The organism is Lysobacter sp. Root690 (genome assembly GCF_001427785.1).
GTDB lineage: Bacteria > Pseudomonadota > Gammaproteobacteria > Xanthomonadales > Xanthomonadaceae > Lysobacter.
The window spans coordinates 883,955-906,018 of the sequence record NZ_LMHM01000001.1 but is presented as its reverse complement, the minus strand read 5'-3'; the positions used below and the strand labels follow the sequence as shown (position 1 = coordinate 906,018).

The window sequence follows — 22,064 nt, the reverse complement described above, 5'->3', positions numbered from 1 at the left end:
CGCGATCCCATAGGTCTCTATGAGTGGGGCTTCCTCCGCCCCGACGCTTTTGTCTCAGATCGCCGCGCCGGATAGAACAGCATTGGGGCGGAAGCCCCTTCCACAGAGACTTCGGGAGATCGAAGATGTCCGCGGCTGTTCGCTGACAAGTTCGGCGAATCGCTGCGCGTCAAACCGAATCCCCCAGCGCCACCTGCGCCCGCAACCAATCGCGCAAGGCCCGCACCTGCGGGCTCGGGTTCGCATCGGCATGCACGAACCAATGCGGATGGCCCTGCAGCGCCGGCCCGAACGGCTGCACCAGTGTGCCCGCGGCGAGGTCGTCGGCGACCAGGGTCAGGCTCAGCAGGGCCACGCCGTGGCCGGCGATCGCCGACTGGATCGCGTGGCTTTCGTCGGTGAAGCGCAGGCCCGCGTCGACATCGAGCCCGTCCAGCCCGGCCTGCAGGCACCAGCCGCGCCAGGTCGGTGAGTCCTGGGTGGGGTGTCGCCATTCCGAATGCAGCAGGGTGTGCCGGCGCATATCGTCGGGGCCGCGCAGGTCCAGGCGCGGGCTGCACACCGGCGCGAAGCGGTTATCGATCAGCGGCTCGGCGACCAGGCCCGGATACGGCCCGCGCCCGTAGCGGATCGCCGCGTCGGCGACACCGCCGTGCAGATCGACCGGATCGTCGGACGCGTGCAGGCGCAGGTCCAGGTCCGGATACGCGGCGTGGAACGAGGCCACCCGCGGCACCAGCCATTTCGCGGTGAACGACAAGGTCGCCGAGATCGTCAGCGCCTGCCGCCGCGGTCGCGCGGTCAGTTCGGCGATCGCCTGGGCGAAGGCATCGAAGCCGTCGCGCAGCACCGGGTACAGCCGCTCGGCCTCGGCGGTCGGCCGCACCCGCCGGGTCTCGCGCTCGAACAGGCGCAGGCCGAGTTGGGCTTCCAGCGCGCGGATCTGGTGGCTGATCGCGGTCGGGGTCACCGACAACTCCTCGGCGGCGCGCTTGAAGCTGCGCAGCCGGGCCGCGGCCTCGAAGGCGCGCAGGGTGCCCAGCGGGGGCAGGCGGCGTCCGCTCATGGATGAAATTCGCTCATGCGTTGGCTGAGAAATCAGAGTTTGTCGAGCCGAGTGGCCAGATTCAACATGTGTTTATACCGCTGATAGCCCTCTTGACAGCAATCAGCACTCATCCATGAGCAACCCGGATTCTCCCATGACCCGCCTTCTGCACATCGACGCCAGCGCCCGCCTGCACGGCTCGGACAGCCACGCCCACGGCTCGCACAGCCGCCGCCTGAGCCAGCGCTTCGTGCGCGGCTGGCGCGAACTCAACCCCGCCGACGAGATCGTCGTGCGCGACGTTGGCCTCGCGCCACCGACCCCGGTCAGCGACCGCTGGATCCACGCCGCATTCACCCCGGCGGCCCGGCGCGAGCCGTGGATGACGCAGGTGCTGGCCGAAAGCGACGCCCTGATCGACGAGCTGCTGGCCGCCGACCTGATCGTCGCCGGCGTGCCGATGTACAACTTCGGCGTACCCGCGCCGTTCAAGGCCTGGATCGACAACGTGGTGCGGGTCGGCCGCACCTTCGGCTTCGACCGCCAGCGCGAAGGCGAACCGTACTGGCCGATGCTCAGCGACGCCGGCAAGACCCTGGTGCTGCTCAGTTCGCGTGGCGACTACGGCTACGGCGCCGGCGAACGCCTAGCCCACATCAACCATGTCGAACCGGCGGTGCTGACCCCGATGCGCTACCTCGGCATCACCGACAGCCACGGCGCGGCGGTGGAGTACGACGAATTCGGCGGCGACGATCTGCGCGCCTCGATCGAGCGCGCCGAAGCGCAGGTGGACGCCCTGGTGCAACGGCTTTCGCACGAACGCGCGACCCGGGCCGCCGCGTGACGAATCGCGAGCGATCCGCGCACGCGTGATAGGCGAGGTCCGGCACGGCCCGGACTTGGACTTTTCACCGCCCGGACCTAAGGTGGGCGACCGGATCGCGTCGCCCGCCGCGATCGCCGTCGTGCGAGAACCGATCGATGACACCGCCGTGTTGAGAACCGTGTGCGCCACCCGTTACGTCACCCCGCTGCGCGAGGGCGGCTCGTTGCCGGCCGTGGTCGAGGCCGACGACGACGGTCTGTACGTGATGAAATTCCGCGGCGCCGGCCAGGGCCGCAAGGCGCTGATCGCCGAGATCATCGGCGGCGAACTCGCGCGTCGGCTCGGCCTGCCGGTGCCCGAAATCGTGCTGATCGAACTCGACCCCGACATGGCGCGGACCGAACCCGATCCGGAAATCCAGCACCTGATCCGCGAAAGCGCGGGTCTCAATCTCGCGCTCGATTACTTGCCCGGCTCGGTCAACTACGACCCGCTGGTCGATCGTCCGACCGCCGAACTGGCCTCGCGCATCGTCTGGTTCGATGCGTTCGTGACCAACGTCGACCGCACGCCGCGCAACACCAACATGCTGCTGTGGCATCGTCGCCTGACCCTCATCGATCACGGCGCGGCGCTGTACTTCCATCACAACTGGGCCGGCGCGGCCGATGCCGCGGCGAGCCGTTTCGCGCCGATCAAGGACCACGTGCTGCTGCCGCTGGCCGACCGACTCGCGCAGGTCGACGAAGCGCTGGCCGCGCAGATCACCCCGGAGCTGGTGCACGCCATCCTTGAATTGATTCCCGACAGCTGGCTGATCGACGAACCCGGCTTCAGCGACGCGGACGCGCACCGCCGCGCCTATGCCGACTACCTCAACCGCCGCGTGCTCGCGCCGCGCGCTTTCGTCGAGGAGGCGCTGCATGCTCGTTCGCTCCAGCTATGACTACGCGGTGATCCGCGTGGTGCCGCGGGTCGAGCGCGAGGAATTCGTCAACGTCGGCGTGCTGGTCTCGTGCCCGCAGGCCAAGTTGCTGGTCGCCGGCATCGAACTCGATCCACGGCGGCTGCTCGCGCTCGATCCCAACGTCGATATCGACGCGGTGCGCCTGCATTTGCAGGCGATCGCGAAGATCTGCGAAGGCGGCGCCGATTCCGGCCCGATCGGCCAGTTGCCGCCGCGCGCGCGTTTCCATTGGCTGACCGCCAAGCGCAGCTCGATCATTCAGCTCTCGCCGGTGCACACCGGCCGCTGCCTGCAGGCCGACGCGATCGTCGAGCATTTGTTGGAGCGGATGGTGCGGGTGGCTGCGCCGCGCGATTAGAAGTTTCGGATGAGCGAAGCGTCGGCGCATCGAGCTCGCACCGACTTGGAACAGGGGCGTCGCTGATGGAATCGACACAACGCGATAGACGCGATCGTATCGCCGGTGGGCTGGTCGGCCTGCTGGTGGGCGATGCGCTGGGCGTGCCCTACGAATTCCATCCGCCGCACGAGATTCCATCCGCCGACGATATCGAATACACGCCGCCGCCTGGATTCGATCGCTCGCACAAGGCGATCCAGCCGGGCACGTGGTCGGACGACGGCGCGCAGGCGCTGTGTCTGCTTGAATCCCTGCTCGAATGCGATCGTCTGGATGTCGATGACTTTGGGCGCCGTCTGGTGCGCTGGTACGACGACGGGCATCTGGCCGTGGATGGCGTGGTGTTCGATGTCGGCGTAGCGACCGGTCGCGCCTTGCTCGCGCTGCGTGACGGCGCGTCGCCGTTGGCCGCCGGGCACCGCGATGGCGAGCACAGCAGCCACGGCAATGGCGCGCTGATGCGCTCGCTGCCTCTGGCGCTGTGGCACCGGGGTAGCGATGCCGAGCTGGTAGGTGATGCGCAACTGCAGTCGCGGGTAACTCACGGGCATATGCGCTCGCAAGTGTGCTGCGCGCTGTATTGCCTGTGGGCTCGGCGGATATTGCAGTCAGTGGACGATCCGTGGCGCGATGCGGTGACGACCCTGCGCGCGCTATGGGTCGATAACGCGCAGGCGCTTGAAGAACTGGAGTGGTCGTTGCGGCCGGACGAGCAGGCCATCGGCCACGGTTCGGGCTATGTGGTCGACAGCTTGCGTTCGGCGCTGTGGGCGTCGTCGCTGCCGACGTACGAGCAAGTGGTGCGGGCCGCCATCGGGCTGGGTCGCGATACCGATACGACGGCCTGCATCGCCGGTGGGATAGCCGGACTGCGCGAGGGGATCGGCGCGATACCCGAACGCTGGCGCACCGGGCTGCGCGGAGGCGCGTTGTACCAGCCATTGCTGGATCGACTGCTGGCGAAAGCGGGTCACGAATAAAACGCGGCCACCAGCCAATCAGGTTTCGCCTTGACGGCCATCGAGCGGACGCGGACGCCGACCTTGCCGTACTCATGCATCGTCCCTATGTTTCACAGGCCCAGGCCGTCCGGCCGCGGCATCGTGCGGCAGGAGCGAGCGAAGCGACATGACCCAGATGGATATGAGCGAGCAGGGACCGAACCTCTTCGACGATGCGCGCGACGCATCCGACCTCAAGCGCGCGGTCGCGTTGCTGGAAACCCCGTCGCTGACCGCGCGCATGGCCGCGCTGGCCGGGGCGCCGATCGAATTCGGCATGTCCAAGCTGCCGAAGTTCGCCCATCGCGGCATCCAGAAGACCGTCCACGCGGCCTTGCACAAGGCGGCCTCAGCGGCGCTGTGGACGGTCAAGGACGTGCCGAACAAGGGCTCGTCGACCAAGACCCACAAACTCGCCGCGGCGGCGTCGGGCGTGGCCGGCGGGATGTTCGGCGCGCTCGGATTGACTCTGGAGCTGCCGGTCACCACCGTGATCATGATGCGCTCGGTCGCCGACATCGCCCGCAGCGAAGGCTTCTCGGTGTCCGAGCCCTGGGTGCAGGCGGCCTGCGTGGAGGTGTTCGCGTTCGGCGGCAACAGCAAGGACGACGATGCGTCGGAGTCGGGCTATTACGCCTCACGCGGGGTGTTGTCGGAACTGACCAAGAACGCCACGCGCGAGCTGGTGCATCTGGCCGGGCATCGCGGCGCGGAACAGGTCACCCATGCCTATGCCAAGAAGCAGGGCGCGGCGTGGATGGCCAAGCTGATCGATGCGGTGGCCACGCGCTTCGGCGTGATCATCACCGAGAAGACCGCCGCGCAACTGGTGCCGGTGATCGGCGCGGCGACCGCGGCGACGATGAATGTGCTGTTCACCAATCACTACCAGGACATGGCGCGCGGGCATTTCATCGTCAAGCGGCTGGAGCGCAAGTACGGCGCGGAAGCGGTGGAACGGGCGTACCGGCAGGTCAAGGCGGGCGAGGGCGCGTTGCCTGTGTTGGAGCACGGCGGCGAGTAACGCGTCGATCCTCACGCGTGGCGTCGGCGCTGGAGTCTCTCTCGCAATGAACGCTGGGGATTCGCAGAGGTTGCGCGCAAGACGTCCGACCTTCGCGTCGGCATCAGGCAATGCGATGCGGCTCGTGTGACAGCGGCTTCAGCCCCACGCTTATTCCCGGATTACGTCGAACCCGAACGCCTCACTGACTGCCGCGCAGCACCAGGGTCGTGCGCGTCCCGCGCTCGGCCTTGTCGAAGCGCAGGTTCCAGCCCAGGTGTTCGCACAGGCGCGAGATCAGGTCCAGGCCGATGCCGCCGCCTTCGCGGCCGCCGCGCGCGACCCGGGTGTAGATCTCGCTGATTTCTTCCGGGGTCATGCCGTGGCCCGGGTCTTCGATCACCACGGTGGCCTCGGCTTCCAGGCGTATGACAATCTCGCCGCGGTCGCTGTTCTCGATCGCATTGCGCAGCAGGTTGCCGATCGCGGCCTGCACGATCGGCAGCGGCGCGACGATCTCGCACGGCGCCATCGGCGCCAGCACCATGGTCAGGTCCTTGTCGCGGGTCAGGTGGCGGTGGTCCTCGATGATCTCCGGCAGCAGCTGATCCAGCGAAAACCGGTCGCTGCTCGCGGTCAGGCGCTTGGGGTCCTTGGCCAGCACCAACAGTAGCGAAATCAGTTGCTCGACATCGCGCGCGGTGCGGTGGATGCGGCCGAGCTGGTTGCGCGTGGCCGGCGACAGGTCGGGCTGGTCGAGCGCGATTTCGGTCGAGCCGGCGATCACCGCGATCGGTGTGCGCAGCTCGTGGCTGGCGCTGTCTATGAAGGCGCGTTCGCGCGCGACGAAACGGTCGTGGCGCGCGACGTAATCGTTGACCGCGTCGGCGATCACGACCAGTTCCGAACTCGCCGACTCGGGCACGTCGATGCGTTGGCCGGCGCGGTCGGGCTGCAGGGTGCCGATGCGCCGGGCCATGTTGCTCAGCGGCCGCACCAGCCGGTGCACGCCCCAGGCGATCACCGCGCACAGCAGCAGCAAGGTGGTGATCGCCGAGCCGGCGATGGTCAGGGCGAGATCGAACTCGCGATGTTCCATGTCGTCGATGTCGAGCGCCAGGGTCAGGCGGCGGCCGTCGACGTCGCGCACCAGCGCGACATACTCGGTGCCGTGGACCACGATCTCGTCGTGGACGCCCGGCTCCAGCGAACGCAGTTCGGTCGGCGGCGGGCGGGTGGCGTCGTCGTACAGGTGCAGCGCCGGGGTGTCGGTCCAGCGGTAATCCGGATCAAGGCGGCTGCGCTCGACGAAATGGTCGAGCTCGGTGTCCATCAACGAGGTCCACACCAGATGCTCGGCGTGTTCGTTGACGATCACGCCCTGCACGACCACCGCGATCGACAGCAGCGCGGTATAGCCGAACAACCCCAGCAGGATGCGATTGCGCAGGCTCGAGCGCGGGTTGCGCGCGCTCGGCGTGGCGGTCGCGGTGCCGTTGGAAATGGAATCAGCCGGCGTCGTCATCGCTCGCGGTGTCCGCGGCCTGCGGGATCGCGAGCCGGTAGCCCACGCGCGGCAAGGTCTGGATCAGTTTGACCGGATAGGGACCGTCGACCGCGCGGCGCAATTCGTAGATATGCGAACGCAGCATGTCGCCGTCGGGCGGGCTGTCGCCCCACAAGGCGTGTTCCAGGCGCTCGCGGGTGACCGCGCCGGGGCTGGACTGCAGCAGCACCTCCAGCAGCTTGCGGCAGGCCGGGTACAGGTGCAGTGCGCGACCGCCGCGGCTGACTTCCAGGGTGGTCAGGTCGAGCTTGAGGTCGGCGACCTGCAGCACCCGGCTGCGGCCGCGGCCGGCGGCGCGCGCGGCCAGCGCTTCCAGCCGCACTTCCAGTTCGGGCAGGGCGAAGGGCTTGGTCAGGTAGTCGTCGGCGCCGGCGCGGAAACCGGCGATCTTGTCGGGCAGTTCGTCGCGCGCGGTCAGCATCAGCACCGGCACGTCCGAGCCGGCTTCCTCGCGCAGGCTGCGCAGCACTTCGCGCCCGTCCAGGCGCGGCAGCATCCAGTCCAGTACGATCGCGTCGTAACGCTGGGTCACCGCCAGGTGCAGGCCGGTCGGGCCGTCGGGGGCGGCATCGAGGGTGTAGCCGCGCGCTTCGAAATAATCGAAGAGGTTGGCGACCAGGTTGCGGTTGTCTTCCACCACCAACAGGCGCATGCGCCGGGTTCTCCATGCCGCGGGAGCGGCGATTGCGATAGTGCCCCATCCGCGGGGCCGCCGGGGTTCCCGCATCGGAACAGTCCGGATCGGAGCAGTCTGGATTGGAACAGTCTCGACCAGGGCCGACGAGGGTCGTCGCCGACGGCGGCGTCGAACCAAACCGCCAGCTTGCGGCCGCAAGCGTCGGAACCTTGTCGGAATCTGGCGGAGATTCAGCCAAGCGGGTCCGGTCGCCGCCCAAGGCTGAACGATCAGCCACATCCCTTGCGCGCCCCAAGTGCTTTTAACGAAGCCGCAACTCCGCTCCGACCGCGCTCCGACAGCACCGTTTCGATCATCGCCGCACCCGGTTCCACGACGTCCGTGTGTTGCACCGGTTCCCTGATCGCCTTCGAGCCCGCTGCCGTCGATGAACCGTTCCGCTTCCTGGCCCCGCCCGACGGTGGCCGCTTCGCCTGCCTTGCCCGGCTTCGCGCCGCAGCCGTCGTCCTATGTGCTGTCGTCCGTGCCGTTGCCCCGCATGTTCCTGCTGCGGCATGCGCTGTGGCCGCTGCTGGCATGGCTGGCGCTGTCGTTGCTGAGCATGGGCCTGGGCGGCGACTTCTGGCTCGCCGATCGCTTCTACGCCTGGCAGGGCGGGCACTGGAGCCTACAGAACGCGTTCCTGACCGAGCACGTGATCCATCGCTTCGGCCGCGACGCCAGCACCGCCGCGTGGATCGGCGTGTTCGCGCTATGGCTGTTCGCCCGGAGCCGTCCGGCCCTGGCGCAGTGGCGCCGGCCGCTGGCGTATCTGCTGCTGTCGACCCTGATAGCGATCGTGCTGGCATCGGGGCTCAAGTCGCTGACCAACATGGACTGCCCCTGGGACCTGGCCCGCTACGGCGGCGACCGCGAGTTCTTCGGCTTGTTCGACGCGCGACCGGCCGCGCTCGCGCGCGGCGTGTGTTTCCCCGCCGGCCACGCCAGCGCGGGTTATGCCTGGGTCGCCTTGTACTTCTTTTTCATGATGCTGCGCCCACGCCTGCGTTGGGCCGGGCTCGCGATCGGTCTGGGGCTGGGCCTGCTGTTCGGTTTCGCGCAGCAACTGCGCGGCGCGCATTTTCTTTCGCACGACGTGTGGACCCTGGCGATCAGCTGGTTCGTCGCGCTTGCGCTGTATCTGGCGATGGTTACGCGCGAGGCGCCGATGGCCGTGCGCGATGCGCTGCCGCTGCCGGGAGGCGCCGCGCGATGAATGTCATTGCACGGACCCAGTTGCGTTGGCCGGCGTGGTTCGCGTACCGGCCCGAATTCGGCGTCGACGCGCTGGTGCTTATGGCCAGCGTCTACTTCGCGCTATGCGCCAACAGCGCGTTCTGGCGTGCGACCTCGGCGACCGGCGTACTGAGCGGCGCGCACGGCGCCTGGGTCGCGGTATGCGTGTTCGTGGCGGTGGTGGCGATCACCTTCCTGCTGCTGGGCCTATTACTCAATCGATGGACAGTGAAGCCGCTGCTGACGGTGTTGCTGCTGGTCAGCGCGGGTGCGGCCTATTTCATGAGCAACTACGGCGTCTACATGGACACCGGCATGATCCGAAACGTGCTGCAGTCCGACACCAAGGAATCGCGCGAGCTGATCACCGGCGGCATGCTGTTTTCGGTGCTGCTGTACGGCCTGCTGCCCGCATCGCTGTTGTGGCGGGTGCGGCTGAAAACGCGCGCGCTGGGCCGCGCGATGCTGGTCCGGGTGGGCTTGCTGCTCGCCTCGCTGGTGATCGCCGCACTGGCCTTGCTGGGTTCCTATCAGGACATTTCCTCGCTGCTGCGCAATCACAAGGAAATCCGCCATCTGGTGACGCCGGCCAATTATCTGGTCTCGCTGACCCGGGTCGCGTTGGACGACTCGGCCTCGCGAGTGCGCGGACGCATGCCGATCGGCACCGATGCGCGCGCCGCCGCGCGGCCGGTGGGCAGCAAGCCGCGCCTGTTGGTGATCGTGGTCGGCGAAACCGTGCGCGCGCAGAACTGGGGCTTGAACGGTTACGCGCGCCAGACCACGCCGGAACTGGCGCGGATCGCACCGATCAACTTCCCCGACATGACCGCATGCGGCAGCAGCACCGAGGTGTCGGTGCCGTGCATGTTCTCGCCGTACGGCCGAGAGAATTACAACAAGGACCGCATCCAGGGCTCGGAGTCGCTGCTCAACGTGCTCGAGTACGCCGGCATCCAGACTCTGTGGCGCGACAACCAGACCGGTTGCAAGAACGTGTGCAAGGATCTGGCGTTCGAGTCGTTCGAACACGGCACCGACCCCAAGTTCTGCACCACCGAAGGCTGTTTCGACGAAGTCATGCTGCAAGGTCTGCGCGAGCGCATCGACGCCAAGCCCGGCGACGCGGTGGTGATCCTGCACCAGCTCGGCAATCACGGCCCAAGCTATTACCTGCGCTATCCGCAGCGCCTGCGTCGTTACACCCCGACCTGCGAAACCAGCGAACTGGGCCAGTGCAGCCAGCAGCAGATCGTCAACGCCTACGACAACGCGGTGCTGGCCACCGACGAATTCCTGGCGCGCACGATCCGGTATCTGGCTCAGGACAGTTCGCGCGATACCGCGATGATCTATTTGTCCGATCACGGCGAGTCGCTGGGCGAGAACGGTTTGTACCTGCACGGCGTGCCATACGCGATCGCGCCCAAGACCCAGACCCGGGTGCCGATGTTGATGTGGTTCTCGCCGGGCTTCAGCGCGGCGCGCGGCCTGGATTTGCGCTGTCTGCGCGACGAAGCCGCCAGGCCGGCGAGCCAGGACAACCTGTTCCACTCGGTGCTGGGCTTGATGCAGGTGGAGACCGGCGTGTATCAGAAGCGGCTGGATTTGTTCGCGCCGTGCGATGGCAGGGCTGTGGCGAAGGGATAGGCGGCGGCTCGAAATATCTTTTGCTCGTTGCTTCCGCGAAGGCGGGCTCTGCTCTACTTCGGCGAAACCGAATATCCACTGCTTTCGGCGTCATCCACCCCGACCGTCATTCCCGCGAAAGCGGGAATCCAGTGCCTTTCGTGCGAGAATGCCTGAAGTCGCTGAATATTCGGTTTCACCGAAGTAAAGCAGAGACCGTTTCGCGGGAATGACCAGCAAAAGCGGTCTGACTCGAGGCAACGACTTACCGCATCACCGAGCCAGCCAAGCAAATCAAGTCGCGCCCCACCAGCGCCGATGCAACACGCGCCGATGGCTATAACGCAACCATCGCCGCACCTCGCTCTCATTGGCGCGTTGCGGGTACGGCCACGTCGCGGCCTGCGTATTCGGCGAAATCCAATCGTCCTGCCGCCACAACGCATCGACGCAGGCGAAATAGCCATGATTGACCAGCACCTCGAACTCCGGATCAAGGAAGCGGTCGAGGTCGGTGCGGATCTGCCCGATCACATCGCGCACCAGCGCCGGGCTGTAACCGTCGGCGCCTTCGTCGCGGTCGCCGGTCAGGCCCCAATACACGCCGATCATCGCGCCGCTGCCGGCCTGGCCGAAGAACAGGCGCTTGCGCAGCGCTTCGGCCTGATTGCTCATCACCTGGGTGTAGCGCATCAGCTTTTGCAGCCACCAGCGCTTGGTTTCGAACACGAACGGGCCGCCCGCGTCGGACACCAGCACTTCGCGGTAGCGGCGCAGGCTCGGTTCGGTGGCGAGGTTGTCGTACACGCCGCCGTCGCTGAGTTCGATGCGCGCGCGCAGCAACGGCGCGTCGTCGCCTTGGTAATTGCCGCGCTGGTAGTCGCCGGGCGCGGCTTCGAAGCGCACCGGGCCGAACACCGGAGGGAACGACGACGAGGCGGCAACCGCGCAACTCAGGCGCGTGCGCTGTGCGCCGTCGCGCAGATAGCCGGCGAGGTAGTCGCCGACCCGGCGGCGCGAGAATTCCCAGTTCACGCCGAAGGTGAGGTCGGTCGCGCAGAACACGAATGCCGGCGCATCCGGAAGATCGTCGAGCGTGCGTTCGCCGAGCGCGCGGATATAGCCATGTTCGAGCAGGGCGATGCGGTGCGAGGGCACGAGCCAGTTGTGGGCGAGGGTGGCCAGCACCGGCCAGGTGCGCAGGTCGCGCGCGACGACGGCGCGGAACGGTTCGACCACGGTCGCGCGGAAATCGATGCGGTCGCTCCAGGCGGCGAAGGATTCGTCGCGGGAGGTGCGCGTGTCGAGGTAACGGCAGGCCAGCCAGGCCGAGACGATGCTGCCGCCGGAGACCGAACTGAATAAGGTGATGCCGGCCAGCAGGCCGGTTTCGTGCAGCCGCAGCAGCGAGCCCAGGTGGAACAGCGCGGCGCGGTAGCCGCCGCCGGACAGGCACAGCGCGCGGCCTTCGCGTTCGCTCGCGCGACTGGTGTCGGCGGCCAGTTCGGCGCGCAGCGCCTCGCGGCGGATGCGCAGACGTTCGAGTTCGACATCGGTGCTTTTCATCGCGGACGCCTCACGGTTTGCGGCGCGGTTGGGGATCGCGCTGGCAGCCGGTTATTTTGCGATAGGGGTGTCGCTGAGGCTGCGATTTCGAGGTGTCGTGTGGCCCTCACCCCAACCCCTCTCCCGCAAGCGGGAGAGGGGCTAAAAGGGGGGCGGCGATGTGCCGATGCTCCCTGTAGGAGCGGCGTCCTGCTGGATTTCCTTCGGTCACAAGCCGCGACGCGGCAATGAAGTGGCGTCGTCAGCCAAGTTTCGCGGTCGCGGCTCGCGCCGCTCCTACAGGGCATGACGGGTAACGCGTTGTCCTCGCCGCGCTGCGGCCTCCCTCACGCCATGAGAGAGGCCGCAGCGCTCACGCCCGGGCCGGCGCGTTCGCCTCAGGCCACCTGCACCAGCGGTTCGCTGGTTGGCGCGGTGGCCGGCGTCGCCGCCTCGTGGCTGCCGCGCAACGGCGGCAGCAGGCCCCACTCCCCCAAGGTTCGCACCGCGGTCGCGTTGCCGTTCTCGGCGCGGATTTTTTCCCCCAGTGCGTGCGCGGCGTCGACGCGTTGCGGCTCCAGCGCCTGCGCGATCGCCTGGGCCATCTGCTGCGCGTCGACCGTGCGCCGGTCCAGCGCTGGTGGCGCCACGCCCAGTTCGTTCATGCGTCGCGCCCAGAACGGCTGATCGCCGAAGAACGGCACGAACACCGACGGAATGCCGGCGCGCGCGGCGGCCACCGTGGTGCCGGCGCCGCCGTGATGCATCGCCATCGCCATGCGCGGGAACAGCCAGTCGTGCGGCGCGGCTTCGATCACGTAGATCTGGTCGTCCATGCGCCCCGGTTCGCGACGCAGGCCGCCCCAGCCGGTCGCCAGCACCGCGCGACGGCCGCTCAGGCGCACCGCGTCGACCACGATGTCGGTGAAGGCTTCGGCGTTGTTCGCGAGCATGCTGCCGAAGCCGATGTAGATCGGTTTCTCGCCTTCGGCCAGGAAATCGGTCAGCGACTGCGGCGGCTGCCATTCGCCGGCCTGATCGAGGAACCAGCTGCCGGTGACGCAGACCTGTTCGGGCCAGTCGTCGGGACGCGGCAGGATGTGCCGGCTGTAGCCGTACAACACCCGCATGCGTTCGGGGTCCTTGTCGAAGTACGGCCCGTACCACGGATACAGCGGCAGCTTGAGCTGCGGACGGATCGCGCCGTTGACCGCCGGCTTGAGCGTGTACCAGGCCAGCAGCTTCATCACCGAGAACAGCGCCATGTTCGCCCAGCCGGGGAACTCGCGCTTGGACCAGAACGACAGCGGCGAGAGTTTGCGCGACGGCGTGAACGGCTGCAGATGCGCTTGCAGGAACGGCACGTTCTCCGCTTCGCCCAGCGCCTTGGCGAGTTGGGTGACGATGCCGGTGCCGATCAGCAGCGCCGCGCCCTTGCAGGCCGGGCGCGCTTCCTTGGCCCAGGTCGCCGCCCACTCGGCGAATTTCGCCCGCGTGTGCTTGACCAGGAACCAGGGATTGAGCGCCTTGTCGACGGTCTCGGGGTTGTTGGTCAGCAGATCGCTGAAGTCGGCGCTGATCGCGCAGAACTCCAGTCCGGCCTCGCGCACCAGCGGAGCGAAGTTGTCGCTGGTGACGATGCGCACCGGATAACCGGCGCGATGCAGCGCCTGGCCCAGGCCAATGCACGGGCGGGCGTCGCCCTGGGTGCCAACGGTGAAGATCACGATCGCGCCGGGCTGGACCGGGCCGTCGACGCTGTGATCGTTGGCGGCCGGGCCGGCGGCGGGCATGGCTAAGGTCGGTGCGGACACGTGCGTCTCCTTACGAGTAAGCGGCGATGGCGCGCGGCGCGGTGGCCGTCGGCACGGGCGATTCCAGCCGTTGCGGCTCGGCCTGCGGCGGTTGCAGGCGCTCGCGCAGCAGGCGGGCGATGTGCGCGGCGGCGCGCGGCTCGAGCATGCTCTGGTGATGGCAGTCGATGTCGTGCACGTCGATGCGTCCGCCGACGAAGGGCTGCCAGGCCTTGGGGTGGTAATGCAGCAGACCGTCGAGGTCGACGTGTTCCTTCAGCCGCGCATTGAAGAACACCACGTCGGCGTCGATCGCGGTGGGCCGGTAGCGCCGCGCGAGCATCAGGTTGTTGCGGGTCACCGCGGCGACGTTCTCGATCAGTCGGGTATCGGCCTTCATGATTTCCTGCACCAAGGGAATCGAGAACACCTCGTATTCCTGGCACAGCAGATCGGCCAGCCCGCGCATGTCCTGCGGCGGGTTTTCGCGCGCACGCTGGTGGAAGCCGAGGAACTTGAGCACGGCGAGTGCCTGCTGCGCTTCGCTGGCATCGGCGTTGTCGGCGACGAAGGGATACGAATCCATCATCGCCAGCAACTCGACCCGTTCGCCGTTCGCCTGCAACTGCGCGGCGATGGCGTGGCCGATCAGGCCGCCCAGCGACCAGCCGAGCAAGCGGTACGGCCCGTACGGCTGCACCTTGCGCATCTGCGCGATGTAGTCGGCGGCGATTTCCTCGATGCTGCCGGGCAGGGCGCCGCCGCCGCGCAATCCGCGCGACTGCAACGCGTATACCGGCATGTCGTCGAGGTGGCGCAGCATGCCGGCGTACGACCAGCTGAAGCCGGTGACCGGATGGATGCAGAACAGCGGCCGGTCGCGTTCGGACGGACGTAGCGACAGCAGGCCGGCGAGCGGATCGTTTTCGCCGCCGTTGCGTTCCAGATGCGCGGCCAGCCCGGCGATGGTCGAGCCTTCGAACAAGGCGCCCAGCGACAACTCGCTGCCGAAGTGGCGCGGGAACGCCGCGACCAGTTCGGCGGCGCTGAGCGAATCGCCGCCGAGTTCGAAGAAGTTGTCGTGGACGCCGATCTGTTCCAGGCCGAAGATCTGCTGCCAGATCAGCGCGAGCTTGTGCTCGGTCTCGCTGCGCGGCGCCACGTAGCGCGCGCTGCGGCTGCGTTCGGGCGGCGCCAGCGCCTTGCGGTCGAGCTTGCCGCTCGCGCTCAGCGGCAACGCGGCCAGTTCGGTGTACACGCTGGGCACCATGTAGTCGGGCAGTTTCAACGCCAGGCGGCGGCGCAGCGCGTCGCTGTCGAGCCGCGCGCCGGGCGCGGGCACCACGTACGCGGCGAGCAGGGCGTGACCGGCGGCGTCGGTGTGCAGCGCGACCGCGGCGTCGGCGACGTTGTCGTCGGCGCCGAGCAGGGTTTCGATCTCGCCCAATTCGACCCGATGACCGCGGATCTTGACCTGCTGGTCGGCGCGGCCGAGGTATTCGATCACCCCGTCGTCGCGCCAGCGCGCCAGGTCGCCGGTACGGTACATGCGCGCGCCGTCGCCGGCGAACGGATCGGCGATGAAGCGCTCGGCGGTCAGATCGTCGCGATTGAGATAGCCCTGGGCCACGCAGGCGCCGCCGATGTACAACTCGCCGACGCTGCCGGTCGGCACCGGCTGCCACTGCGAATCGAGCACGTAGGCGCGGGTGTTGAGCAACGGCCGGCCGATCGGCGGCGCGGCGCCGTCGGCGACATCGAGCGCGCTCAGTTCGATCGCGCTCGCCCACACCGTGGTTTCGGTCGGGCCGTACAGATTGGTGACGCGCGCGGCCGCGGCGATCAAACGCTGGGCCAGTTCCGGCGGCAGCGCTTCGCCGGTCGACAACGCGTGTACGCCGTCCAGGCGCACGTCGGGATTGGCCAGCAGCATGCGCCACAGCGACGGCGTGGCCTGGACGAAGTTGAGCGCGTGTTCGGCGATCAGGCGGCCGAGCGCGAGCGGATTGCGGATCACCTCGGCGGTGGTCAGCACGATCCGCGCGCCGACGCTGAGCGGCAGGAACAGCTCAAAGCAGGCGATGTCGAACGCAACCGTGGTCTGGGCCAGGAAGCGGTCGGCCGAGGTCGGCGCGAACAGGCGCTGGGTCGCGAGCAGGAAGTTGCTCAGGTTGCCCTGGCTCACGCGCACGCCCTTGGGCCGTCCGGTCGAGCCGGAGGTGTAGATCAGATACGCGTCGGCATCGGCGTGGGTGTGCGGCAGCGCCGCCGCCGCATCGGCGTCGTAGCGTTCGTCCTGTTCGTGCGCGAACAACAACGGCACGCCGTGCGCGCCGAACGCGTCGGCGAAATTCGCCGTGGTCAGCAGCAGGCTCGGCGCGGCATCGTCCAGGGTCATGGCGATGCGTTCGATCGGCGCTTCCGGATCCAGCGGCAGGTAGGCCGCGCCGGCCTTCCACACCGCCAGCAACGCGGCGATCAGGATCTCGTCGCGCGGCAGCGCGATCGCGACGATCGCGCCGGGCTGCACGCCGCGCGCGATCAGACGCTGGGCCAGGCGCGTGCTGCCTTCGTCGAGTTCGCGATAGCTCAGGCTGGTGTCGCCGCTGATGACCGCGATCGCGTCGGGCGTGCGCTCGGCCTGCTGCTGGAACTGCGCCAGCGCGGTGGCTTCCGGCAACGGCGCGTCGGTGTCGTTCCATCCCAGCAGCAGGCGTTCTCGCTCGTCCTGGCCGAGGATGTCGATCGCGCCGAGGGTCGCATCGGGATTGTCCAGCACCGCGTCGATCAGGCGCATCAACCGGCGCAGGTGTTCGTCGAGTTCGGCCGCCGGATACAAGGTCGGATTGGCGTCGAAATCGAAGCTCAGCCCGTTGCCGTCGAGGCGGTCGAACACGAACACGGTCAGGTCTTCGGCGGTGCCGTTGTGCAGGTTGCGGCCGCTGGCGCGGTGGCCGCCGAAGCTGCCGTAATCGTAGGGTTCGATGTTGATGCCGAGCCAGGCCATGTGCTGGTCGGTGTTGACCAGGCCCAGATCGCGGCGCAGGTCTTCGTAGCGGTACTGCTGATGGCGCAGCGCCGACTTGACCACGCGCGAGACCTGTCCGAACAACTCGCTCATGCCCATGTCCGGACGCATCGCCAGACGGATCGCGACCACGTTGGCGACCATGCCGGGGGTGTTGCGCAACGCGTGATTGACGCGCCCGGTCACCGGCATGCCGAACACCAGGTCGTTGGCGCCGCTGGCGCGGTGGTAATACGCCGCGATCAGCGCGATCAGCACTTGCGGCAGGCTGACTCCGCAATCGCGCGCGATCTGCGACAGGCGCTCGCGCGCATGCTCCGGCACATGCCCGCTGACCCGACGCAGGCCGCCGTTGTTGCGCACGCGCCGACGCGCGAGCGTCACCGCTTCGGGCAGGTCGGCGAGTTGTTCCAGCCAGTACTCGCGATCGCGGCGGCAGCGCTCGGACTGGCGATAGCCGGCCTCGGCCTCGACCAGCGAGGCCAACGTGCCGTAGTCGCTGGGCTCGGGCTCGCGGCCGTCGAGGTAGGCGCAATACAGTTCGTTGATGCGCTTGGCCGCCATGCCGCCGCTGAAGCCGTCGTAGACGGTGTGGTGCGCGCGCTGGTACCAGCAGAACAGGTCATCGGCGAATTTGAACAGCGCGCCGACCCACAGCGGGTCGTGGACCAGATCGACCGGCTTGACGATTTCCGCCTGCATCCAGCGCTCGGCCGCGGCGCGCGGGTCGGCGTCTTGGCTGACGTCGAAGTAGGGGAAATCGAATTCGTAGTGCTCGCGCACGATCTGATAAGGCAGTCCGCCTTGCTCGACGATGCGCACCCGGGTGGCTTCGGCCTCCTGGGTGAATTGACGCAACGCGCGCAGGAACAGGGCCGGTTCGATCGGTCCGTGGATCTCCACCGCTTCGGCGATGTTCAACGTGGCTTCGACCGAAGCGAGTTTGTGCCCGACCCACAGGCCGCGCTGGGCGGTGGTCAGGGGCAGGCCGGGGGTATGGAGTTCGTTCATTGCGCTTCCTTTGAGCGACCGTGGGGCCGCACGCCGCCGACGGCCGGCGGACGCTGTCCGACGGCGCGTGTGTTCGACGCGCGCGAGCCTGCGGCCAGCTCGTTGTTACGAGTGGCCCCCTCTCCATGTGTCGCGATTCAAATACCGCCATGGCCTGAGCGCAGCGCGCTTGGGCATGACCCTGTCCGTATGCATCCAGCGCGCTTGCGCGCCGAAGGCGGGTTCCGGCGCGCTTGCGCGCTTACGGTGGGCCTGAGTTCTTATTGGTGTGCTGACGGTCCTGCGTGGCGCGTGCTCGGGAGGCGATGCATCTTCAGAGCGCAGCGTGCGAAAAAGCGGCTCGCTTCCAAAGCGGGTCATTCGCAAGTGACACATCGGCAGTGCCGTTCGTCACCTGCGGAATCAATATCCCCGAGCGCTCAGGCCGTGTCCATCGAGATCGGTGAGAGCCGGATCACAAGTCGAGTATTTACGAAGCGTGCGGTGAGAGCCGGATCACAAGACGGATATGTGAAGCTTTTTATACGGTCATCGACTGCGTCGCGAATAATCCAGGTAGATCGTCGTGCGTCGCGTTTTTCCCTGAAAAATCGCGTGTTTCTTCGCGCGCTCGCAAGCGCGTTGAAGTTCACGGATTGGTTGTGATGATTTCGGATTTGTTTCCGGCGAACGCCGATCGGTTTTCTCGCGCGCGAATGGATTTGTCTCATGCGAATATCGATCGACGTCGCAAACGTTGGTGAGCAACGGTGAAAAATTTATCGACGCGGGAAAATCGGTTCGTTATCGATCGGCAATTCGAAGCGCGGATGTCTGTCCGGGCATGATGGTGTCGGGCGGCCCGGCCGGGCCCAGCACGGGATTGGCGAATCGGCTATGATGAGAACCATTCTCATTTGATGGATGCCCCGATGGCGACGTTCCGGTCGTCCGCGCTCGCCGTTTCGCCGCCGTCCGCATCGCCCAAGTCGCCCGCCGCCGCGATCGCGTTGATGGACGCCGCCGAGCGCTTGTTCATCGAGCGCGGGGTCGAGCGCGTCGGCCTGGCCGACATCGCCGCCGCCGCCGGCCTGCCGGCGCGCGCGGCGCGCGGGCATTACGCCACCCGCGAGCAGTTGCTGCAGGCCATGCAGGATCGTTTCGTCAGCGATTACTGCGCGCACCTCGATGAAGCGATGGCGCGCTGCCCGCCGGGCGACTGGAGCGCGCGCCTGCGTACCTTCGTGCGCACCGGCGTCGACGGTTACCTGGATCACGTCGCCTTGCACGACGTGGTCTTTCACGACCAGCGCAGCCACGACCGCCACGCCTGGCAGGAAAACCCGGTGATCGAGCGGCTGGTCGAGCTGCTCGAAGGCGGGATCGCCGCGCGCGTGTGGGTCGCGCCGGACCCGCGCCTGACCGCGGTGATCTTCTTCACCGCGATGCACAGCGCGGTCGACCGGGTGATCGCCAGCGGCGAACCGGCCGACCGGCAGCGCCTCAGCCAGACCTTGATCGGTTATTTCGAACGCTCGGTGCAGTGGTGGACGCGGTTCTGAACCGCGTCGCGTACGCATCGTGGCGTTCGCCGGTTGCGGCTGAGGCGGCGCGCGCCGCTCAGGCCGCGCGGGTCTGCGCGAGCAGATCGGCGATGCTGTCGCGCAAGGACGGGTCCAGCGCTTCGAAGAATCCGGCGCCGATCAGCGAGCGCGCCTCGCGCAGCGCGTCCAGCGCCGCATCGACCTGGCCGCTGCGCAGCAAGGCCTGGCCCAGCAGCAGGGTCGCCAGCGGCGCCTGCTGTTGCAGGCACCAGGCACGCGCCTCGCGCGCGGCGTGGATGCAGGCCGCGTCGTTGCCCAATTGGAAATAAGCCTCGGCCACGCCGCTGCGCAACCAGAAGCGGATTTCATCGCCGGGCAGGCCAGCGTCGGCCAGGGCGATCGCGCGTGCCCAGTGCTGGGCGGCCTGGCGGGGTTGTTCGCTGGCGAGGTAGCCGATCGCCTGATTGGCCAGGTCCAGCACCTGCGACTCGACGTCGTCGAACAGCAACTCGGTGGCGCCGCCGTCGTGGCGGGTGTCGTCGCGGAACGCATTCATATCCATATGCATGAGATGTCCTTGGGGTTCCATCCTGGAAGCCGGTAGGGCGGTAAAGGGAGCTTGCGTAACGAATAACGCCGCTTGCGGCAAAAAAGGGTCACTGAATATGGAAAGAGTGCTCCAGCTCGTCCAGATCCTCGCCCTCGCCCCGGTTGCGGCCCGCCCACGGGCCCGGCTGATGGCGCGGCAGGCGCGCGACGAAACGCGCGCCGCCCAGGGCGGAGCCGTCGACCTGGATGTCGCCGCCGTGGCGTTCGATCACCTGGCGCACGATGCTCAGGCCCAGGCCGAAGCCGCCGGTGGCGCGGTCGCGGCTGCGGTCCAGGCGGTAGAACGGTTCGAACACCCGGCGCCGGTCCTCGACCGGAATGCCCACGCCGTCGTCCTCGACGATCAGCCGCCAGGCCGCGCCGTCGCCTTCGGCGCTGACCCGGATGGTGCTGTCGGCATAGCGCAAAGCGTTGCGCATCAGATTGGAGAACGCGCGGGCCAGGCTGCGCGGCTCCACCGCGATCTGCTCCAGGCCCGTCGCGATCGCCCATTCGATCGTGGTCGCGCGAATCCGCAGTTCCTCGGCCGATACCCCGGTGGACGCGCGCAACAGCGCGCCCAGGTCGACATGCTCCAGGGTCGGCAGCGGGCCGTTGCGCTCCATCATGCCCAGGGTCAGCAATTCGCCGACCAGCAGGTCGAGCTCCTCGACGTCGCAACGCAGCGCATGCACGCGGGCGCGCGCGACCCGGTCGTCGACGGTGTCGGCCAGATTCGCCAGGCCGAACTCCAGCCGCATGATCGGCGTGCGCAACTCGTGCGAGGCGGCATTGACCATGTCGCGCTGCGACTGGATCAGCCGGCCGATCTGGTCGGCCATGTTGTTGAAGTACATGCACAGCTGGCGGATCGAGGAGCCGCCGCGCAATCGCGCGCGCGCGCTCAGGTCGCCGTCGCCGAAGCGCGCGGCCGCGTCGCGCAGGCGCTCCAGGTCGCGCCAGTGCGGCTGCAGCCAGATCATCAGCCCCAACAGCACCATCGTGAACACGGTGAAGTAGGCGATGTAGCGGATCGGGAAATCGCCTTCGTCGTAGCCGATCTGGATCACCTCGCCGCCGTGCAGGCGCAGGTAGACGTGATGATGATCGTTGTTGCCGTGGTCGCTGGCGGTGTCGGACCGGCGCAGGTCGTCGCGCACCTGCGCCGACAATGCGCTCAGCCCCGATAGCGGCAGCAGGCGGTAACGATCGGCGGTGACGCGGTTGAGCGCGGCGACGCGGGCGCGCAGTTCATCGCCGCTCGCCCCGGCCAGACGTTCGCGCAGCAAGGCCAGTTCGCCGACGAATTCCTGCCGCGCCGATTCGCCGTACTGGTCCGGGAACACATACGGAAACACCTGCTGCACCAACAGGAACGAGCACAGCAGCAAGCCGGCCACGGTCAGGTACAGCCGCACCAGCATCTGCAGCATTCAATCCTCCCAGGCGATCGGGCTGAACAAGTAGCCGCGTCCCCACACCGTCTTGATCTTGCGCGGCTCGTGCGCGTCGTCGGCGAAATGCCGGCGCAGCCGCGAGATGCTGACATCGACGGTGCGATCGACCCCGTCGAAGCCGATGCCGCGCCAGCGCCGCAGCAGTTCGTCGCGGCTGAGCACGCGGCCGGCGGCCTGGGCCAGGATCACGAACAGGTTGTAGTCGGCGGTCTTCAGGTCGATCTCCTCGCCGCGCCAATACACCTGGCGCGCGCTCATATCGATCTGCAACCCGCCGTAGCTCAACAGCGACGGCATCGCGGCCTGCGGCTGCGCCTGGCTGCGGCGCAGGATCGCGCGCAGTCGCGCCAGCAGCAGACGCGGTTCCACCGGCTTGAGCACGTAATCGTCGGCGCCGACTTCCAGCCCGGTCACCTGATCGAACAGATCCGCGCGCGCGGTCAGCATCACGATCGGCAAATCCGATTGCTTGCGGATCTGGCGGCAAACATCGAAGCCGTCCATGCCGGGCAACATCAGGTCGAGCACGACCACATCGGGCGGATCGGCCTCGATCGCGGTCAGTGCCTGGTCGCCGCGCAGCACCACGCGGGTCTGAAAGTCGTAGCGTTGCAGATATTCGGAGATCAACCCGGCCAGACGGGCGTCGTCCTCGATCAGCAGGACTTTGTTCATGGCCACCTCATGCGAGCCGGCATGGTAGCGCCGACCGGTGCGGTCGGTCGGGGCAATACAAACAAACACATCCGACGCACAACTCGCC

17 protein-coding genes are annotated in these 22,064 nt (G+C 67.7%); 8 read left to right on the top strand and 9 right to left on the bottom strand.

The window, feature by feature from the left end; genetic code table 11:
- Window positions 1–169: 169 nt before the first annotated feature.
- The gene (gcvA, locus tag ASD86_RS03910; protein WP_056106956.1) at window positions 170–1,066 is read right to left on the bottom strand and encodes a transcriptional regulator GcvA; all 897 of its coding nucleotides are present in this window, start codon (window positions 1,064–1,066) and stop codon (window positions 170–172) included.
- Between the two features lie 136 nt (window positions 1,067–1,202).
- On the opposite strand from gcvA, the gene ASD86_RS03905 reads away from it, so the two are divergent.
- From ASD86_RS03905 to ASD86_RS03885, 5 genes are all read left to right on the top strand, one after another.
- A complete protein-coding gene (locus tag ASD86_RS03905) occupies window positions 1,203–1,895 on the top strand; it encodes an NAD(P)H-dependent oxidoreductase (protein ID WP_056106954.1) in 693 nt (230 codons plus the stop codon).
- A 151-nt stretch (window positions 1,896–2,046) separates the two neighbouring features.
- On the top strand, window positions 2,047–2,823 hold the full coding sequence (locus ASD86_RS03900) for a HipA family kinase (protein WP_056107182.1): 777 nt from the start codon (window positions 2,047–2,049) through the stop codon (window positions 2,821–2,823).
- The gene (locus tag ASD86_RS03895; protein ID WP_056106952.1) at window positions 2,801–3,202 is read left to right on the top strand and encodes a DUF3037 domain-containing protein; all 402 of its coding nucleotides are present in this window, start codon (window positions 2,801–2,803) and stop codon (window positions 3,200–3,202) included. The genes ASD86_RS03900 and ASD86_RS03895 overlap by 23 nt, the downstream gene beginning before the upstream one ends.
- A gap of 65 nt (window positions 3,203–3,267) precedes the next feature.
- The gene (locus ASD86_RS03890; RefSeq protein ID WP_056106950.1) at window positions 3,268–4,224 is read left to right on the top strand and encodes an ADP-ribosylglycohydrolase family protein; all 957 of its coding nucleotides are present in this window, start codon (window positions 3,268–3,270) and stop codon (window positions 4,222–4,224) included.
- Between the two features lie 148 nt (window positions 4,225–4,372).
- Window positions 4,373–5,269 (top strand): EcsC family protein, encoded by an 897-nt coding sequence (locus ASD86_RS03885; protein WP_235567645.1) that lies wholly within the window; start codon window positions 4,373–4,375, stop codon window positions 5,267–5,269.
- A gap of 181 nt (window positions 5,270–5,450) precedes the next feature.
- On the opposite strand, the gene ASD86_RS03880 is transcribed toward ASD86_RS03885, so the two are convergent.
- Together ASD86_RS03880 and ASD86_RS03875 are read right to left on the bottom strand one after the other, a co-directional pair.
- Complete coding sequence (locus ASD86_RS03880) at window positions 5,451–6,773, bottom strand: HAMP domain-containing sensor histidine kinase (protein ID WP_082578022.1); 1,323 nt, start codon at window positions 6,771–6,773, stop codon at window positions 5,451–5,453.
- Window positions 6,757–7,467 (bottom strand): response regulator transcription factor, encoded by a 711-nt coding sequence (locus ASD86_RS03875; protein ID WP_056106948.1) that lies wholly within the window; start codon window positions 7,465–7,467, stop codon window positions 6,757–6,759. Before ASD86_RS03875 ends, ASD86_RS03880 begins: the two co-directional genes overlap by 17 nt.
- Before the next feature lie 412 nt (window positions 7,468–7,879).
- Between ASD86_RS03875 and ASD86_RS03870 the strand changes: the two genes are divergently transcribed.
- Together ASD86_RS03870 and ASD86_RS03865 are read left to right on the top strand one after the other, a co-directional pair.
- Entirely contained in the window at window positions 7,880–8,707 is an 828-nt protein-coding gene (locus ASD86_RS03870; RefSeq protein ID WP_235567644.1) for a phosphatase PAP2 family protein, read from the top strand.
- Window positions 8,704–10,377 carry a phosphoethanolamine--lipid A transferase gene (locus ASD86_RS03865; protein WP_056106946.1) on the top strand — a complete coding sequence of 558 codons (1,674 nt, stop codon included), beginning with the start codon at window positions 8,704–8,706 and terminating at the stop codon, window positions 10,375–10,377. The genes ASD86_RS03870 and ASD86_RS03865 overlap by 4 nt, the downstream gene beginning before the upstream one ends.
- A gap of 273 nt (window positions 10,378–10,650) precedes the next feature.
- Here the strand turns inward: ASD86_RS03865 and ASD86_RS03860 are convergent, their stop codons facing one another.
- From ASD86_RS03860 to ASD86_RS03850, 3 genes are all read right to left on the bottom strand, one after another.
- A complete protein-coding gene (locus tag ASD86_RS03860; protein ID WP_056106944.1) occupies window positions 10,651–11,922 on the bottom strand; it encodes a patatin-like phospholipase family protein in 1,272 nt (423 codons plus the stop codon).
- A gap of 377 nt (window positions 11,923–12,299) precedes the next feature.
- Window positions 12,300–13,715, bottom strand: coding sequence for a glycosyltransferase (locus ASD86_RS03855; protein WP_200957183.1), 1,416 nt, complete (start codon window positions 13,713–13,715; stop codon window positions 12,300–12,302).
- 10 nt (window positions 13,716–13,725) lie between these two features.
- Window positions 13,726–17,733, bottom strand: a complete 4,008-nt coding sequence (locus ASD86_RS03850) for a non-ribosomal peptide synthetase (RefSeq protein WP_056106942.1) — start codon at window positions 17,731–17,733, stop codon at window positions 13,726–13,728.
- Between the two features lie 911 nt (window positions 17,734–18,644).
- On the opposite strand from ASD86_RS03850, the gene ASD86_RS03845 reads away from it, so the two are divergent.
- Window positions 18,645–19,274 (top strand): TetR family transcriptional regulator, encoded by a 630-nt coding sequence (locus ASD86_RS03845; protein ID WP_162253606.1) that lies wholly within the window; start codon window positions 18,645–18,647, stop codon window positions 19,272–19,274.
- 58 nt (window positions 19,275–19,332) lie between these two features.
- Here ASD86_RS03845 and ASD86_RS03840 read toward each other — a convergent pair whose 3' ends face one another.
- The 3 genes from ASD86_RS03840 to ASD86_RS03830 all read right to left on the bottom strand — a co-directional run bounded on the left by ASD86_RS03840 (window position 19,333) and on the right by ASD86_RS03830 (window position 21,976).
- On the bottom strand, window positions 19,333–19,824 hold the full coding sequence (locus ASD86_RS03840) for a hypothetical protein (protein WP_157476091.1): 492 nt from the start codon (window positions 19,822–19,824) through the stop codon (window positions 19,333–19,335).
- Between the two features lie 88 nt (window positions 19,825–19,912).
- Entirely contained in the window at window positions 19,913–21,277 is a 1,365-nt protein-coding gene (locus tag ASD86_RS03835; RefSeq protein ID WP_056106936.1) for an ATP-binding protein, read from the bottom strand.
- Window positions 21,278–21,976: a response regulator gene (locus ASD86_RS03830; protein ID WP_056106934.1), complete on the bottom strand. Its 699-nt coding sequence runs from the start codon at window positions 21,974–21,976 to the stop codon at window positions 21,278–21,280.
- Between the last annotated feature and the right edge of the window lie 88 nt (window positions 21,977–22,064).

Coding starts and splice junctions, on each gene's coding strand:
- ASD86_RS03875 (WP_056106948.1), bottom strand. CDS start 7,467: ATGCGCCTGTTGGTGGTGGAAGACAACCGCAACCTGGTCGCCAACCTC.
- ASD86_RS03840 (WP_157476091.1), bottom strand. CDS start 19,824: ATGCATATGGATATGAATGCGTTCCGCGACGACACCCGCCACGACGGC.
- ASD86_RS03860 (WP_056106944.1), bottom strand. CDS start 11,922: ATGAAAAGCACCGATGTCGAACTCGAACGTCTGCGCATCCGCCGCGAG.
- ASD86_RS03895 (WP_056106952.1), top strand. CDS start 2,801: ATGCTCGTTCGCTCCAGCTATGACTACGCGGTGATCCGCGTGGTGCCG.
- ASD86_RS03830 (WP_056106934.1), bottom strand. CDS start 21,976: ATGAACAAAGTCCTGCTGATCGAGGACGACGCCCGTCTGGCCGGGTTG.
- ASD86_RS03865 (WP_056106946.1), top strand. CDS start 8,704: ATGAATGTCATTGCACGGACCCAGTTGCGTTGGCCGGCGTGGTTCGCG.
- ASD86_RS03835 (WP_056106936.1), bottom strand. CDS start 21,277: ATGCTGCAGATGCTGGTGCGGCTGTACCTGACCGTGGCCGGCTTGCTG.
- gcvA (WP_056106956.1), bottom strand. CDS start 1,066: ATGAGCGGACGCCGCCTGCCCCCGCTGGGCACCCTGCGCGCCTTCGAG.
- ASD86_RS03885 (WP_235567645.1), top strand. CDS start 4,373: ATGACCCAGATGGATATGAGCGAGCAGGGACCGAACCTCTTCGACGAT.
- ASD86_RS03845 (WP_162253606.1), top strand. CDS start 18,645: ATGGCGACGTTCCGGTCGTCCGCGCTCGCCGTTTCGCCGCCGTCCGCA.
- ASD86_RS03880 (WP_082578022.1), bottom strand. CDS start 6,773: ATGACGACGCCGGCTGATTCCATTTCCAACGGCACCGCGACCGCCACG.
- ASD86_RS03870 (WP_235567644.1), top strand. CDS start 7,880: ATGAACCGTTCCGCTTCCTGGCCCCGCCCGACGGTGGCCGCTTCGCCT.
- ASD86_RS03850 (WP_056106942.1), bottom strand. CDS start 17,733: ATGAACGAACTCCATACCCCCGGCCTGCCCCTGACCACCGCCCAGCGC.
- ASD86_RS03905 (WP_056106954.1), top strand. CDS start 1,203: ATGACCCGCCTTCTGCACATCGACGCCAGCGCCCGCCTGCACGGCTCG.
- ASD86_RS03890 (WP_056106950.1), top strand. CDS start 3,268: ATGGAATCGACACAACGCGATAGACGCGATCGTATCGCCGGTGGGCTG.